Raw genomic sequence first — 14,805 nt, forward strand, 5'->3', positions numbered from 1 at the left:
GCCCGGTCCCATTCCGAACCCGGAAGCTAAGCCTGACAGCGCCGATGGTACTGCAACCGAAGGGTTGTGGGAGAGTAGGACACCGCCGGACTAACTTCAGGACAGGGTCCTGACCAGGGTCGAGAACCCCAACAGGTTCTCCCCGGTCAGGGCCCTGTCTCTTTTCATGTCCATGGACCGACTAGAATGGTCCGTTGGCCCACCTGGCGGTGGGCCCCAGTGTCGAAACTTTTCAATAGTGGCAGGAGGCCAGGTGTCCGAGTTCGGTCGACGTGACTCAGATGATGGCGCGTCCGGCCGGTCGGGTCGCCGGGACGACAGTCCCCGCGGAGGCCGGTCTGACGCGCAGCGAGGTGACCGGCGCGGTTCCGCCGGCGGAAGGCAGGACCGGGGCGGCCGCGATGGTGGCTACCAGGGCCGCCCGCGCAGGGACGACCGCGGTGCCCGCGGTTCCGGTAGTTACTCCGGCAAACCCTTCCGCAGCGGCGACGGTCCTCGTGACCAGCGCCCCGGTGGCAGCCGGTTCGCAGGCCAGGGGCGTGACGACAACCGCCCGCGCTACAACAACGACGACCGGTCCGGTGGCCGCGACAACGACCGTCGTGGCGGGTTCCGCTCCGACGACCGTCGCGACAGCCGCGACTACAAGGGCGGCGACCGCGGCGGTTACCGCTCGGACAGCCGTGACAGCCGTGACAGCCGTGGCGGCGATCGCGGTGGGTACCGCGGCGGTGACAATCGTGACAACCGCGGTGGAGACAGCCGGGGCGGTTACCGTTCGGACAGCCGGGGTGGCGACAACCGCGGTGGTTACCGGTCCGACAACCGTGACAGCCGTGGCGGCGACCGCGGTGGGTACCGCGGCGGCGACAACCGTGACAACCGCGGTGGAGACCAGCGGGGCAACGACAACCGTGGTGGCTACCGGTCCGAGAACCGTGGCGGCTACCGCTCGTCCGACAGCCGGCCCGAGCGTCGCTACGACAACCGCTCCGACAGCCGCTCCGACAATCGGTCGGACAGCCGTTCCGAGAGCCGGTACGAGAAGCGCTCCGACAGCCGTCCGGCCCGCTCCGGCTACGGCTCGGACAACCGCGGCCGTTCCGACGACCGTCCGTCCGGCAACCGTTACGAGGGACGTCCCCAGGGCAAGTCCTACGGTGACCGCGACAACCGTGACAGCCGGGGTGGCGACGACCGTGGTGGCTCCCGTTCCGGTGGCTACGGCGGCGACCGTCGTCCCAGTGGCGGCGGTGGCTACGAGCGCAAGTCCTACGGCGACCGCGGCGACGACAAGCGCGGTGGCTACCGGCCGTCCGGTGACCGTCCCGACCGTCGCCCTTCCGGTGACCGGCCGGAGAAGCGCTACGACGACAAGCGCGGTGGGTTCGACCGCAAACGCGACGACCGTCCCCAGCGCGACCGTTCCGAAGGCCGCAAGGACTTCCGTTCCTCTCCTCGCACCGAGGACAGGCCGGTCGACGACGAGACCTTGGCGCGTGAGCTGCTCGAGGCTCCGGAGCTGCCCGAAGGCATCGAGTTCTCCGATCTCGACGAGGAGGTCCGCCGGGAGCTGCGCACCCTGCCCAAGGCACTCGCGGAAACCGTCGGCAAGCACCTGGTCGCGGCCGGTGGCCTCGTCGACGAGGATCCCGAGGCCGCCATGGAGCACGCCAAGTACGCGAAGGCCAAGGCGTCGCGGGTTCCGATCGTCCGTGAGGCGCTCGGCCTGGTCGCCTACCACGCGGGCAACTGGTCCGAGGCGCTGTCGGAGCTGCGGGCCGTCCGCCGGATGACCCGGACCGACGACCACATCGCGATCATCGCCGACGCCGAGCGCGCCATCGGCCGCCCGGAGCGGGCGCTCGACCTCGCGAAGGAGGTCGACAAGGAGCGCCTGGCCAAGGCGACCCAGATCGAGCTCGCGATCGTCGCCGCCGGCGCGCGGCGCGACCTCGGTCAGCTGGACGCCGCGGTCGTCTCCCTCCAGGGCGACGACCTCAAGGCGGAGAAGCGCGACCCGTGGAGCGCCCGGCTGTTCTACGCCTACGCGGACAACCTCGCCGCCGCCGATCGCAAGGACGAGGCGATCCGCTGGTTCCTGAACGCGGCAGAGGCCGACGAGGAGGACGAGACCGACGCCGCCGAGCGCGCCGCGGAGCTCACGAATGGCTGACGCCCTCTCGGCCGGGTACGACGCGGTCCTGTTCGACCTCGACGGCACGGTCTATCACGGCAGCACAGTGGTCCCGGGCGCACCGGAAGCGCTTCGGGCGCTTCGGGACCACGGCACGGCCGTCCGTTGGGTGACCAACAACGCCTCCAAGGCACCCGCGGAGGTCTCCGCGCACCTGGAGGCACTCGGACTGCCCGCCACCCCTGACGAGGTCCACACGAGCTCTCAGGCCGCCGCCACCCTGCTGGGTGAGCGGTTGCCTCGGGGCGCGGTGGTCCTCGTCGTGGGCACGGACTCGCTGGCCGCCCAGGTCGAGTCCGTCGGCCTGAAGGCGGCCCGGGAAGCCGGTCCGGACGTGGCCGCGGTGGTGCAAGGGCACTCGCCGCAGAACACCTGGGCCGCTCTCGCGGAGGCGTGTCTCGCCATCCGCGCGGGCGCGCTCTGGGTGGCGACCAACGTCGACGCGACCCTGCCGAGCGAACGCGGCCTGCTGCCGGGCAACGGGTCGATGGTGGCCGCGTTGCGCACCGCCACCGGCGTCGAACCGCTGGTGGCGGGCAAACCGGCGCCGGGGCTGTTCACGACGGCGGCGCGGGACGCGGGCGCGGAGCGGGCCCTCGTCGTGGGCGACCGGCTGGACACCGACATCGAGGGCGCGGTCGCGGCCGGCATCGACGCGCTCTGCGTCCTGACCGGCGTCGCCGACGCGGCGTCCTTGATCTCGGCGAGGCCGGAGGAGCGTCCGCGCTACCTCGCGCAGGACCTGTCCGGGCTGAGCAGCCGGGCGGACCTGCTCGAGATCGGACCCAAGGACGGCTGGCGCGTCACCGCACAGGGTGACGTCCTCGAAGCCGATGGTGAAGGCGACTCCCTCGACCTGTTGCGCGCGTTGTGCGCGGCGGCCTGGGACTCGGGGATCACCGAGGTCCGTGGTGTGGGCGACACCGCCCGCGCCGCGCTCGCCGAGCTGCGCCTCGGCTGACCAGCGCTGCTAACTTGGTGGGGTGCAAGACCACTTCCACCCCGTGCCGCGACCGCCGGTGCCGGGCCCGCCGCCGGTGCCCGGGCCTCCGGCGGTTCAGGCCGAACAGTTCGCGCAGCAGGACACGGATCCCCGGGCCGGGATCGACGAAGCCGTGGCGGGTCTCGACGACCTCGCCGCGCTTCCGCTCTCGGAGCACGTCGACCGGTTCGAGGCCGTGCACACCGAGCTGACGGTGGCGCTGTCCACCATCGACAAGGTCTGACGCGTGCCCAAACGCGCCCGCCTGGACGCGGAACTCGTCCGGCGGGGACTCGCCCGTTCCCGGGAGCAGGCGTCGGCGCTGATCGCCGAAGGCAAGGTCACCGTGCGCGGCATGGTGGCCACCAAACCGGCGACCGGGGTCGAGTCCGGCGCGCCGATCGTGGTGCGCGACGGTGACGACCCCGGCTGGGCTTCGCGCGGCGCGCACAAACTGCTGGGCGCGATCGAAGCCTTCACCCCGCAAGGTCTTTCCACCGAGGGAAAACGCTGTCTCGACGCGGGCGCCTCGACCGGTGGCTTCACCGACGTCCTGCTGCGCAACGGCGCCGCCACGGTGATCGCCGCCGACGTCGGCCGCGGCCTGCTGGACTGGCGGCTGCGCACCGACGACCGCGTGGTCGTCCTCGACAAGACGAACGTCCGCAACCTGACCCCGGAAGACCTCGGCGGGCAGGTCGACCTCGTGGTCGGGGACCTCTCGTTCATCTCTCTCAAGCTCGTGCTGCCCGCGCTGGCCGCCTGCGCGCGGGACGGCGCGGATCTGGTGCCGATGGTGAAACCGCAGTTCGAGGTCGGCAAGGACCGGCTCGGCAGCGGTGGCGTCGTCCGCGACCCGGAACTGCGCGCCGAATCGGTGCTCGGTGTGCTCGCCGAGGCCGAAAAGCTGGATCTGAGCCTGCGCGGCGTCGTGGCGAGCCCCCTTCCTGGGCCGTCCGGGAACGTCGAATACTTCGTGTGGCTTACTCGCGGGGCGGGGGAGACCGTCGGCACCGACGCCGAGCGGCTCGTCCGGACCGCAGTCCTGGAGGGACCCCAATGAGCGATCGCGAGGTGCTGCTCGTCGTGCACCCGGACCGGGACGCGACCCGGGACGCGGCACGCGAGGTTTCGGCCCGTTTCGCCAAGGCGGGTGTGCGGCTCCGGGTACTCGACGAGGACGTCCGGGAGATGCTGGAAGCCGATGGCGGGATCGGCGCCCCCTGCACGGTCATGGCGCCGGAGCAGGACCCGGCCGCCGGGACCGAGCTGGTGTTCGTGCTCGGCGGCGACGGCACGTTGCTGCGAGCCGCCGAGCTGGCCCGGCCCAACGGAGTTCCGGTCCTCGGTGTGAACCTCGGCCGGGTCGGCTTCCTGGCGGAGGCCGATTCGGACAAGCTCGCCGACACCGTCCAGCGCGCCGTCGACGGCGACTATCAGGTCGAAGAGCGGATGACCGTCGACGTCGTCGTGACCGTCGACGGCGAGGAGACCGTCAACACGTGGGCGCTCAACGAGGCCAGTGTCGAGAAGAGCTCGCGTGAGCGCGTGCTGGACGCGCTCATCGAGGTCGACGGAAGGCCCGTGTCGTCCTTCGGCTGCGACGGCGTCCTGTGTGCCACTCCGACCGGTTCGACGGCGTACGCGTTCTCCGCGGGCGGGCCGATCATCTGGCCGGACGTCCAGGCCCTGCTGGTGGTCCCGAGCAACGCGCACGCGATGTTCTCCCGGCCGCTGGTCGTCTCGCGGGACTCGGAGATCACCGTCGCCATCGATCCGGACGGTTCGCCCGCCGTCCTGACCTGCGACGGATCGCGGACCTTCGATCTTCCCGCCGGCGCGGCCGTGCGGGTCACCTGCGGCCGGGTGCCGGTGCGCCTGGTCCGGTTGTGGGAAGGCCCGTTCACCGACCGGCTGGTGCACAAGTTCTCGTTGCCGATCAAGGGCTGGCGGGAGCGACACGCCCGCTGACGGATGTCGTGAAAGGGCCGTTGAGGACAACTTTCGTCGTCAAGGCCCCTTTCATGACGTGCCGGGTGCGGGAATGGTCGGGGTGGGCCGCTACGGTGGGCGTCGTGCTGGCCGAGATGCGCATCCAGGGCCTCGGAGTCATCGAGGACGCCCTGCTGGAACTGCACGCGGGCTTCACCGTCGTCACCGGTGAGACGGGTGCGGGCAAGACCATGGTCGTCAGCGGGTTGCACCTGCTCTCCGGCGGCCGAGCCGAAGTGTCCAAGGTGCGGACCGGAATGCTGAAGGCCTTCGTGGAAGGCCGCTTCGAGCTGGGTGGTGCCGAGGGCGCCACCCGGATCGTCACCGACGCCGGGGCGGAGGTCGACGAGGACGGCAGCGTCATCGCGCTGCGCGCGGTCTCGGTCGACGGCCGGTCCCGTGCCCACCTCGGCGGCCGTTCGGTGCCGGTCGGGGTGCTGGCCGATCTGTCCGAGCAGCTGATCGCCGTCCACGGGCAGAACGATCAGCTGCGGCTGCTGCGGCCCGCCGAGCAGCGCGCGGTGATCGACCGGTTCGCCGGTGAGGCAGTCACCGAACCGCTCGAGCGCTACCGCGCGGTCCGGGACGAGTGGCTGGCCGTCGTCGCCGAACTGACCGAGCGCTCCACCCGCTCCCGCGAGATGGCGCAGCAGGCCGACCTGTTGCGCCACGGCCTCGCCGAGATCGACGCCGTCGCGCCGGAACCGGGCGAGGACACCGAGCTCACCGAGCAGATCAAACGGCTCGCCGCGGTCGACGAACTGCGGGCGGCGGCCAGCGCGGCGCACGCCGCCGTCGCCGGTTCGGCGGACGGGGATCCGGACGCGCCCGGCGCGCTGGGGCTGATCGGGGAGGCGAGCCGCCACCTGACCGGTTCCGAGGACGCCGTGCTGCGTGAACTCGGGCCCCGGCTGGACGAGGCTTCGGTGCTGCTGTCCGAAGTGGGCACCGAGCTGGGCAGCTATCTCGAAACGCTCGACGCCGACCCTGCGCTCCTGGAGAAGGTGCTCGCGCGCCAGGCGGACCTGAAGCGGCTCACGCGCAAATACGCGGCGGACGTGGACGGCGTACTGGCGTGGGCCGACGACGCCCGCCGCCGGATGTCCACGATGGACACCTCCGAAGAGGCGCTGTCGGAGCTGGCCAAGCGCCGCGACGAACTCGCCGTCACGCTGGCGGAACACGCGCTCGCGCTGTCGGAGGCGCGTGTCGAGGCCGCCGCCGAACTGGCCGAGGCGATCACCGCCGAGATGTCCGGGCTCGCCATGGGGCAGGCCGAGATCGAGATCACCGTCGAGCGGCGCACGGTGGACGAGAACGACGCGCACGCGGTGAAGGTCGAAGGCAGGCTCGTGCACGCCGGGCCCGATGGCGTCGACGATGTCGAGCTGCTGCTGAGGGCGCACAACGGCGCGCCGCCGCTTCCGGTGCACAAGGCCGCTTCCGGTGGTGAGCTTTCCCGCGTGATGCTGGCGATCGAGGTCGTCCTCGCGCACGCGGACACCGTGCAGACACTGGTGTTCGACGAGGTCGACGCCGGGGTCGGCGGCCGGGCGGCGGTCGAGATCGGCAGGCGGCTCGCGCGGCTGGCGCGGAGCCACCAGGTCCTGGTGGTCACGCATCTGCCGCAGGTGGCCGCGTTCGCCGACCAGCATCTGGTGGTGGACAAGGGCACCAGCGGCGGGGTGACGCGCAGTGGTGTGCGCGTGCTCGAACAATCCGAGCGTGTCGTCGAGCTCGCCCGCATGCTCGCCGGAATGGAAAGCACCGAGACCGGCCGGGCGCACGCGGAGGAATTGCTCGCCGTCGCCGAGGCCGACAAGAGCGCGCCGGACAAGCCCAAAGCCCGCCGCGGCGGAAAGCGAAAGAAGGCGAAGTAAGCTCCGCCTGCGTGAGTCCGTGAAGGCCTCCTTCCCTACCTTCAGCGTGGTGAAGGAGGTCTTCACTACTTCTCACGCTCTGGCCGGGTCGAGGTACTCAGGTGAGGGTTGCGAACGCCACTTTCGCAACGCTGAAGGTTGCGAAAGTGGCTTTCGCAACGTTCGCCGCGAGAGGCCGTGGCCGAACCGGTGTGGGTTAATCGGCGTGTTTCCATCGGCGTGGCGGACACGGAAGGCCGCGCGGATTTGTCACTATCGGTCGCATGAAGCTCACCGGCTTGCTCTCGCGTAACCAAGAGACCCTCCCCGGGATCACCGGCGTCGCCAGGGTCGACAGGCGTACGCGCGAGCTGCTCCGCCGGCTGAGCCCTGGCGACATCGTCGTCCTCGACCAGCTCGACCTCGACCGGTCGACGGCCGATGCGTTGGTGGAGGCCGAAGTCGCGGCGGTGGTGAACGCCTCGCCGTCGATCTCCGGCCGTTTCCCCAACCTGGGCCCGGAGATCCTGCTCGAAGCCGGGATCCCGCTGGTCGATTCGGTCGGCGGCGAACTGCTGCGCAAGGTCAAGGACGGCACGAAACTCCGCCTGCACGAAGGCGTCGTCTACATCGGAGAGCGGCAGCTCGGCTCGGGTGTCCAGCAGACGCGGGAAAGCGTCGCGGACCAGATGATCGAGGCCAAGGCCGGGATGTCCACCCAGCTCGAGGCGTTCTCCGCGAACACGATCGAATTCCTCCGCCGGGAACGCAGCCTCATCCTCGACGGTGTCGGGGTCCCGGAGATCCGGGTCCCGCTCAAGGACCGGCACGCCCTCGTGGTCGCGGGTGGCAACGGGCACGCCGAAGACCTCAAGAAGCTGAAGAAGTACATCGCCGAGCACCGGCCGGTGCTGATCGGCGTCGACGCCGGGGCCGACACGCTGCGCGCGCAGGGATATCAGCCGGACGTCATCGTCGGCGACCCGCACGGGATCGGCGCGGAGACGTTGCGCAGCGGCGGTGAGGTCGTGGTCCCGGCGCAACCGGACGGGCACGCGCCAGGTGTCGAACGCATCCAGGACCTCGGGATCGGCGCGGTCACCTTCCCCGCGACGGGCAACGCCGAGGACCTGGCGCTGCTGCTGGCCGACGCGCACGAGGCGAGCCTGGTGGTCACCGTCGGATTCCAGGCGACGCTGCGGGAGTTCCTCGACCACGGCCGGTCCGGCTCGAACCCGTCGACGTTCCTCACCAGGCTCAAGCTCGGCACGAAACTGGTCGACGGCAAGGCGGTCGCGACCCTGCACCGCAGCCGGGTGTCCATCGGCGCCATCGTCCTGCTGGTCGTCGCGACCCTGGTGGCCGTCGCGGCCGCGCTGCTGGTGTCCGACGTGGGTTCGGTCTACCTCGACTGGATCCGCGACACCTGGAACTCGTTCATCGCCTGGGGCAAGGGACTCTTCACGTGATTTCACTGCGGTACCACATCGTTTCCATCGCAGCCTGCTTCCTGGCGCTCGCCCTCGGGGTGGTGCTCGGGTCCACGGCGCTGAACGGTGCCCTGCTTTCCGGTCTCGCCGGTCAGAAGGAGGATCTGGGTTCCCAGGTCGCGGATCTGGAGGCGCAGCGCAATACGCTCAACGCCAGGCTCGGCGACGCGGACGCGTTCGCCGGCGCGATGGGGCCGAAGGTCGTCGCCGGGCAGCTGGACAAGCGTTCGGTGGTGCTGGTGACCACAGAGGACGCGAAGCCCGCCGACCGCGACGCGCTGAAGCAGCTCGTCGGTCAGTCGGGCGCCGCCGTCACCGGCGAGATCCAGCTGACCGAGGCGTTCTCCGACCCGATGCGCTCCGATCAGCTGCGTGACGTCGTCTCGCGGCTCCAGCCCGCCGGTGTCCAGTTCCCGACCGCGGGCGACCCGGGCACCCTCGCGGGGGCGCTGATCGGCTCGGTCGCGTTGCTGAACAAGGACAACGCGCAGCCGCAGTCCACGCCGGTGGAGCTGGCGGCCGCGCTCGGCGGGCTCACCGACGGCGGTTTCCTCAAGACCGGCGGGGACGTGAAGCCCGCGCAGCTCGCGATCGTGCTCACCGGTTCCAAATACACCGGGGACGGCGCCGGTGACCGTGCGTCGACCATCGCCCGGTTCGCCGCGCAGCTGGATCGTTCCGGCGCGGGCACCGTCCTGGCGGGCGACGCGGGTTCCGCCGACGGCACCGGCGCGATCGGTGTCGTTCGCGCCGACACCTCGTCGACCTCGATCCTGTCCACTGTGGACAACGCGGAGACCGCGGCGGGCCGGGTCACCACGATCTTGGCGCTGCGCGAGCAGCTCGAAGGCGGCGCGGGCCGCTACGGCATCGCGGGCAACGCCCAGGCTCCGGCCCCCGGTATCGCCGCGGCCGGCAACTAGCCCCCTTTCGCATTTCGTCCTCTGAATGCGGTACTTGCGTGTGCAACTACCGCATTCAGAGGACTAAATGCGGGGCCAGAGGCGGGTTTTCGGGAGTGGGCGGGCGTAGGAACCGGCTCGGCTGGTCTTGAGGTCGAGAGCGACAAGGGATTCGGCGAGGCGGACGGCGGCGGCGACGCCGTCGATCACCGGGATGTCCAGCATCGCCGAGATCCGGCGATCGAGGCCTGTCATCCCCGCGCAGCCGAGGACGAGGACCTCCGCCCCCGCGTCGCGGGCGCGCCGTCCGGCGGTCAGCAGCGCGGATTCCGTCCGGCGTTCGTCGGTCAGTTCGAGGACGCCGAGCCCGGCACCGAGGACGCCGACGCAGTTCCGCGCGACGCCCGCGGTGTGCAGGCTGTCTTCGATCAGTCCGCACGTACGGTCCAATGTGGTCACGACGCCGTAGCGTCTTCCCAGCAGACAGGCCAGATGCGCGGCGGCCTCGGTGATGTCGACGACCGGGACGTCGAGCAGCTCCCGGGCACCTTCCCGGCCGTGCTCACCGAAACCGGCCATCACGAGCGCGTCGAACGGCTCGTCCAGCCCGTTGAGAAGGTCGAGGACGGCCGCGGCGCTGAGGAAGCTGTCCAGCCAGCCTTCGGCGGACTCCGGCCCCCACAACGGGGTTCTGGCCAGGATTTCGGTGCCGGGGCTCGCGGCGGCGCGGGCGCCTGCCTCGATCTCCTTGGTCATCGCCTCGGTGGTGTTGCAGTTGGTGACCAGGATCCGCATCACGCGACCCGCTGTTTCCGCGCCACGGCGAAGTACAGTGCCGCCGCGGAAGCGGTGCCGATGAACCACGAGTACGGCGCGGCGGGGGCGAAGAACGGAACCAGCGCGATGATGGCGGACAGCGCCGCGGTGGGCAGGAAGGTGACCATCGCACGCGGGTTGAACCCGCGTTTGTAGTGGTACGGCGAACCGGGTCCGGCCACGAACAGCTTGTCCACGTCGATCCGGCCGCGTTTCACCAGGTAGTAGTCGACGATCATGATGCCGAACAGCGGGCCGAGGAAGGCGCCGAGGCCGCCGAGGAAGTAGTTGACCACCGCGGGGGAGGAGTACAGCTTCCACGGCAGCACGCACAGCGCCGCGACCGCGCTGATCATCCCGCCGATGGTGAAGGTGATCCGTTTCGGCCAGATGTTGGCCAGATCGTAGGCAGGGGAGACGAAGTTCGCGACGATGTTCACGCCCATGGTGGCGATCGCGAAGGTCAGCGCCCCGATGATCAGCACGGGGGTGTTGTCGATACGGGCCAGCAGTTCGGCGGGGTCGGTGATGGCCTCGCCGAACACCTGGAGGCTGCCCGCGGTCACCAGCACCGACAGCAGCGCGAACGCCGTCGAGTTGATCGGCAGACCCCAGAAATTCCCGCGCCGCACCGTTTTCTGGTTCGGGGCGAACCGCGAGAAGTCGCAGAAGTTGAGCATCAGGGTGCCGTAGATGGACAGGATCAGGCCGACCGCGCCGAACCACTGCCGTACTTGCTCCCCTGTGGACAGTGCCTTCGGGTTGCTGGTCAAGGAGATGTTCCAGTCGGCGGCGGCCAGGATCCACACGGCGAGCGCGATCATCACGACCCAGATGCCGGGACCACACCAGTCCTGGAACTTGCGCACGGCCTCCATGCCACGGGTGAGCACGAGCGCCTGCGCGAGCCACAGCGCGATGAAACAGATCCAGCCGAGCGCGTGCAGGCCGAGGAAACCCACCTCGGTCAACGGTTTCAGCCCCGGATCGATCGCGAGCACGAGCAGCGTGATGGCGACGGAGGCGAGGTAGGTCTGGATGCCGTACCAGAAGATCGCGATGATCGCGCGGATCAGCGCGGGCAGGTTCGCGCCGAAGGTGCCGAAACTGATGCGGGCGACCACGGGGAACGGCACGCCGGTCTTCTGCCCGATCCGGCCCATCAGGTTCATGCCGAAGTAGATGAGCACGAAGCCGGTCAGCAGCGCGGTGAACACCTGCCAGGCCGAGAGCCCGAGGACGAACAGGCCCGCCGCGAAGGTGTAGTTGCCGAGGTTGTGCACGTCCGACATCCACAGCGCGAAGATGTCGTAGACCTTCCAGCGGCGTTCTTTCGCCGGGGCGAGGTCCTCGTTCCAGAGCCGGGGATCGGCGTTCTCGGTGGTAGGCGCTTCGGACCGGGTTGCTGGGGCGGCGGTCATGCGGGCCTCCGATCGACGGGGACGTCCGGTCGATTTGGTATCCCAAAATTTGGCATCCCAAATATCACCCCGCGGTGGCCCGCCGTCAAGGTTTCAGCCGATAAACTCGGGTTACGAGCTGTTACGGCGGTGTTGAAGAGGGGGACGGGTGGCCGAGGAAGGACCGCGTCAGCCGCTGGCCGCGACCCGGCAGCGGGTCCGCGACGAGCTGCGCGAACGTATCCTCGCCGGACGGCTGAAGCCGGGGGACAGGCTGGTCGAGCGCGAGCTCGCCGAAGACCTCGGAGTCTCGCGGGTCCCGGTGCGCGAGGCCATCCGCAGCCTGGAGGCCGAAGGTTTCCTCGCCGTCCAGTCGCCGCGGCGTATCGTCGTACGCCAGCTGGCCAAGGCCGACGTCGAGGAGCTGTTCGACGTCCGCGAGGCACTCGAAGGGCTCGCCGCCGGACTGGCCGCCGAGCGGGCGGGCAAGGCGGAACTCCGCGCGCTCGAACGGCTGCTCACCGACGCCGCCCGCGCGACCGAGAGCGGCGACCCGGCCAGGATCACCCTGCTCAACACCCGCTTCCACGACCAGATCGTCGCGCTCGCCGGCAACGGGCTGCTGCACGAGATCCTCCGTCCGCTCGAGGGCAGGCTGCGCTGGCTGACGAGCCAGAACGAGCACTGGGGCGAGCTGCTCGACGAGCACCGCCGCCTCTACGACGCGATCGCTTCGGGCGACGCCGACCGCGCGCGGACCCACGCCGTCGAGCATGTGCGGGTGAACCGGGGAGTGACGTTGAAGACGCTGTTCCCCGAGGATGACGGAGAACGCTCCGCCGGGTGAACCGGACATGTCAGACTCGCGGGCATGATCACCGACGAACAACGGGCCGCCCGCACCGCGCGGGCGGTGGCCGCCGCGGTCTCCGCGGGACGCGACCTCGGCATCACCGTCACCGAACCCGAGGTCCTGTACGACGTTTTCTCCGTCATCGTGCGGCTGGCGCCTTCGCCGGTCGTCGTGCGCGTGCCGACCGTGCTGCCGCGCACGACCACGCTGGAGACGCAGCTGACCGACCAGCGGCGTGAGCTGGCCGTCGCCACCTGGCTCGGCGAGAAGGGGCTCCCGGTCGTGAAGCCGAGCTCGCTGGTTCCGGCGGAACCGGTGCGGCGCGACGGTTTCTCGATGACCTTCTGGGAGCTGATCGAGTTCGTCGAGGACGCGAACCTCGCCGTGGAGCACTCGGCCAAGCTCGTCGCGAAGCTGCACGCCACGCTCCGGGACTATCCCGGCGAGCTGGCGTTCCTGAACGGGCTCGATCCGTTCATCCCCGACGGTCTCGCCCAGCTCGAAGGGCGGACGGATCTGCTCGACCCCGCCGACCTCGACCGCGCCCGCCGCGAATGGGAGATCTTCCGGCCGCTGGTGGAATCGGAAGAGGCCTTCGCCAAGGCGTTCCCCGGCGTCACGGTGCAGCCGGTCCACGGTGACGCGCCGGGCTACAACCTGATCGTCACCACCGAGGGCGAGCTGTACTCCGACTTCGAACTGGTCAACCGCGGCCCGATCGAACGCGACCTCGCCTTCAATGGTCCCGAAGGCATCGCGGCCTACAACGCCGCCGCAGTCGAACTCGGCCTGCGCGAGGTCCACGAAGGCGTGCTGCGCACCTTCGAAGCGCTGGGCCTGCTTCAGGTGGTCGCGTGCCTGTCGATGGCGCCCGATCTGCCGATGCTGGTGGACGGCATGAAACCGATGATCGACCAGTGGCGGGCCACTCCGTTCGCCGGAGGCCTCGCCTAGCCGGCGAGCATCGAGGTCCAGGCCTCGGCGAATCCGGGGAAGGTCTTCCCGACCGTCCCCGGGTTCTCCACCTCGACCCCCCCGACCTTCAAACCGAGCACGGCCGCGGCCATCACCAGCCGGTGGTCGTCGTAGGTGTGGAACTTCCCGCCGTGCAGCGGCGCCGGCGTGATCCGCAGCCCGTCCTCGGTCTCGCGGACGTCGCCGCCCAGCGACGACAGTTCGGTGGCGAGCGCGGTCAGCCGGTCGGTCTCGTGGCCGCGAAGATGCGCCACCCCGGAGATGACCGACGGCCCCTCGGCGAAGCACAGCAGCGCCGCGATCACCGGCGTCAGCTCGCCGACGTCGTGCAGGTCCAGCTCGACGCCGGGAATCGTGCCGCCGCCGGTGACCGTCAGGCCCGCCGCGTCGAGTTCGGCGGTGGCGCCCAGAACGGGCGCCAGGCTGCGCAGCCAGTCCCCGGGTTGCGTCGTCCGCTGCGGCCAGCCCGCGATGCGCACGGTGCCACCGGTCGCGATCGCGGCGGCGACGAACGGCGCCGCCGTCGAGAGATCCGGCTCGACGACGTACTCGGGGCAGGAAAGCCGCGTCGGCGCGACGTGGAACTCGGCGCCCTCGCGGTCCACAGTGGCCCCGAACCGGCGGAGCATCTCGACGGTCATCGCGATATGCGGCTCGCTCGGCACCTGGCCGCCCACGAGGCGCACGGTGACACCCTGCTGGAACGACGGCCCGGCGAGCAGCAGCGCGGACAGGAACTGGCTCGACGCCGAGGCGTCCAGGTCGACCCTGCCGCCCCGAAGGCCACCTTCGCCGTGGACGGTGAAGGGTGGCGCGTCGCGGCGGTCGTCGTCGATGCGGGCGCCGAGGTCGCGCAGCGCCTTCAGCAGCGGCCCGATGGGGCGGCGGCGGATGGCCTCGTCGCCGTCGAACAGTGCCGGACCGGTCCCCAGCGCGGCGAGCGCGGGGGTGAACCGGGCGACCGTGCCCGCGTTGCCGAGTTCCACCCGGACGGTGTCGTTCGGATGCACGCGTCCGGGGCCGAGCGGGTGCACGAGGTAACCGGAGATGCTTTCCTGCGAATGGGCGCCGAGCGTGTAGAGGGCGCCGAGCATGAGGCGCGCGTCCCGGGAGTCGAGCGGGGTCCGCACCCGTGTCGGCGCGCTGGCGAGCGCGGCGAGGACGTAGGCCCGGTTGGTGATCGACTTCGAACCGGGGACACGGATGTCCGCGTCGAGCGGGCCTTCCGCGACCGGTGCGGTCCAGGTGTCGTGCGCGTCTGTCACGCCGCGAGGGTAGCGGTTTTCCACTCCATCGGACGCTTGCGGCGTGGCCGGTGAGCGCCCCGGCGGGCGTGCGA

The 14,805-nt window shown here is 70.5% G+C and carries 13 protein-coding genes and 1 rRNA gene; 11 read left to right on the forward strand and 3 right to left on the reverse strand.

Features of this window, described 5'->3' with window-relative positions; genetic code table 11:
- The 9 genes from rrf to ACZ3HL_RS43945 form a co-directional block, all read left to right on the forward strand.
- A 5S ribosomal RNA gene (gene rrf, locus ACZ3HL_RS43905) occupies nt 1–91 on the forward strand; the annotation flags it as partial.
- A gap of 162 nt (nt 92–253) precedes the next feature.
- Nucleotides 254–2,176 carry a tetratricopeptide repeat protein gene (locus tag ACZ3HL_RS43910; RefSeq protein WP_465537865.1) on the forward strand — a complete coding sequence of 641 codons (1,923 nt, stop codon included), beginning with the start codon at nt 254–256 and terminating at the stop codon, nt 2,174–2,176.
- Entirely contained in the window at nt 2,169–3,158 is a 990-nt protein-coding gene (locus ACZ3HL_RS43915; protein WP_465537867.1) for an HAD-IIA family hydrolase, read from the forward strand. The genes ACZ3HL_RS43910 and ACZ3HL_RS43915 overlap by 8 nt, the downstream gene beginning before the upstream one ends.
- A 58-nt stretch (nt 3,159–3,216) precedes the next feature.
- Entirely contained in the window at nt 3,217–3,423 is a 207-nt protein-coding gene (locus ACZ3HL_RS43920) for a hypothetical protein (protein WP_126736807.1), read from the forward strand.
- 3 nt (nt 3,424–3,426) lie between these two features.
- Complete coding sequence (locus tag ACZ3HL_RS43925) at nt 3,427–4,242, forward strand: TlyA family RNA methyltransferase (RefSeq protein WP_465537868.1); 816 nt, start codon at nt 3,427–3,429, stop codon at nt 4,240–4,242.
- Nucleotides 4,239–5,150: an NAD kinase gene (locus tag ACZ3HL_RS43930; protein WP_072026471.1), complete on the forward strand. Its 912-nt coding sequence runs from the start codon at nt 4,239–4,241 to the stop codon at nt 5,148–5,150. The genes ACZ3HL_RS43925 and ACZ3HL_RS43930 overlap by 4 nt, the downstream gene beginning before the upstream one ends.
- 104 nt (nt 5,151–5,254) lie before the next feature.
- The gene (gene recN, locus ACZ3HL_RS43935; protein WP_465537870.1) at nt 5,255–7,051 is read left to right on the forward strand and encodes a DNA repair protein RecN; all 1,797 of its coding nucleotides are present in this window, start codon (nt 5,255–5,257) and stop codon (nt 7,049–7,051) included.
- A gap of 263 nt (nt 7,052–7,314) precedes the next feature.
- The gene (steA, locus tag ACZ3HL_RS43940) at nt 7,315–8,499 is read left to right on the forward strand and encodes a putative cytokinetic ring protein SteA (protein ID WP_340685737.1); all 1,185 of its coding nucleotides are present in this window, start codon (nt 7,315–7,317) and stop codon (nt 8,497–8,499) included.
- Nucleotides 8,496–9,443 (forward strand): copper transporter, encoded by a 948-nt coding sequence (locus tag ACZ3HL_RS43945; RefSeq protein ID WP_465537872.1) that lies wholly within the window; start codon nt 8,496–8,498, stop codon nt 9,441–9,443. Before steA ends, ACZ3HL_RS43945 begins: the two co-directional genes overlap by 4 nt.
- A gap of 63 nt (nt 9,444–9,506) precedes the next feature.
- Here ACZ3HL_RS43945 and ACZ3HL_RS43950 read toward each other — a convergent pair whose 3' ends face one another.
- Nucleotides 9,507–10,217, reverse strand: coding sequence for an aspartate/glutamate racemase family protein (locus ACZ3HL_RS43950; protein WP_465421249.1), 711 nt, complete (start codon nt 10,215–10,217; stop codon nt 9,507–9,509).
- Nucleotides 10,217–11,659: an NCS1 family nucleobase:cation symporter-1 gene (locus ACZ3HL_RS43955; protein ID WP_465421247.1), complete on the reverse strand. Its 1,443-nt coding sequence runs from the start codon at nt 11,657–11,659 to the stop codon at nt 10,217–10,219. The genes ACZ3HL_RS43950 and ACZ3HL_RS43955 overlap by 1 nt, the downstream gene beginning before the upstream one ends.
- 148 nt (nt 11,660–11,807) lie before the next feature.
- Between ACZ3HL_RS43955 and ACZ3HL_RS43960 the strand changes: the two genes are divergently transcribed.
- Entirely contained in the window at nt 11,808–12,485 is a 678-nt protein-coding gene (locus tag ACZ3HL_RS43960) for a GntR family transcriptional regulator (protein ID WP_465537873.1), read from the forward strand.
- 24 nt (nt 12,486–12,509) lie between these two features.
- A complete protein-coding gene (locus tag ACZ3HL_RS43965; RefSeq protein ID WP_465537875.1) occupies nt 12,510–13,445 on the forward strand; it encodes a phosphotransferase in 936 nt (311 codons plus the stop codon).
- Here ACZ3HL_RS43965 and aroA read toward each other — a convergent pair.
- Nucleotides 13,442–14,731 (reverse strand): 3-phosphoshikimate 1-carboxyvinyltransferase, encoded by a 1,290-nt coding sequence (gene aroA, locus ACZ3HL_RS43970; RefSeq protein WP_465537877.1) that lies wholly within the window; start codon nt 14,729–14,731, stop codon nt 13,442–13,444. The genes ACZ3HL_RS43965 and aroA overlap by 4 nt on opposite strands.
- Nucleotides 14,732–14,805 lie beyond the last annotated feature (74 nt).

This window comes from Amycolatopsis sp. NPDC000009 (assembly GCF_055563465.1).

Excerpts from the sequence above, each read along its gene's own strand:
- ACZ3HL_RS43915 (WP_465537867.1), top strand. The coding sequence starts at position 2,169 with ATGGCTGACGCCCTCTCGGCCGGGTACGACGCGGTCCTGTTCGACCTC.
- ACZ3HL_RS43930 (WP_072026471.1), top strand. The coding sequence starts at position 4,239 with ATGAGCGATCGCGAGGTGCTGCTCGTCGTGCACCCGGACCGGGACGCG.
- steA (WP_340685737.1), top strand. The coding sequence starts at position 7,315 with ATGAAGCTCACCGGCTTGCTCTCGCGTAACCAAGAGACCCTCCCCGGG.
- ACZ3HL_RS43950 (WP_465421249.1), bottom strand. The coding sequence starts at position 10,217 with ATGCGGATCCTGGTCACCAACTGCAACACCACCGAGGCGATGACCAAG.
- ACZ3HL_RS43955 (WP_465421247.1), bottom strand. The coding sequence starts at position 11,659 with ATGACCGCCGCCCCAGCAACCCGGTCCGAAGCGCCTACCACCGAGAAC.
- ACZ3HL_RS43965 (WP_465537875.1), top strand. The coding sequence starts at position 12,510 with ATGATCACCGACGAACAACGGGCCGCCCGCACCGCGCGGGCGGTGGCC.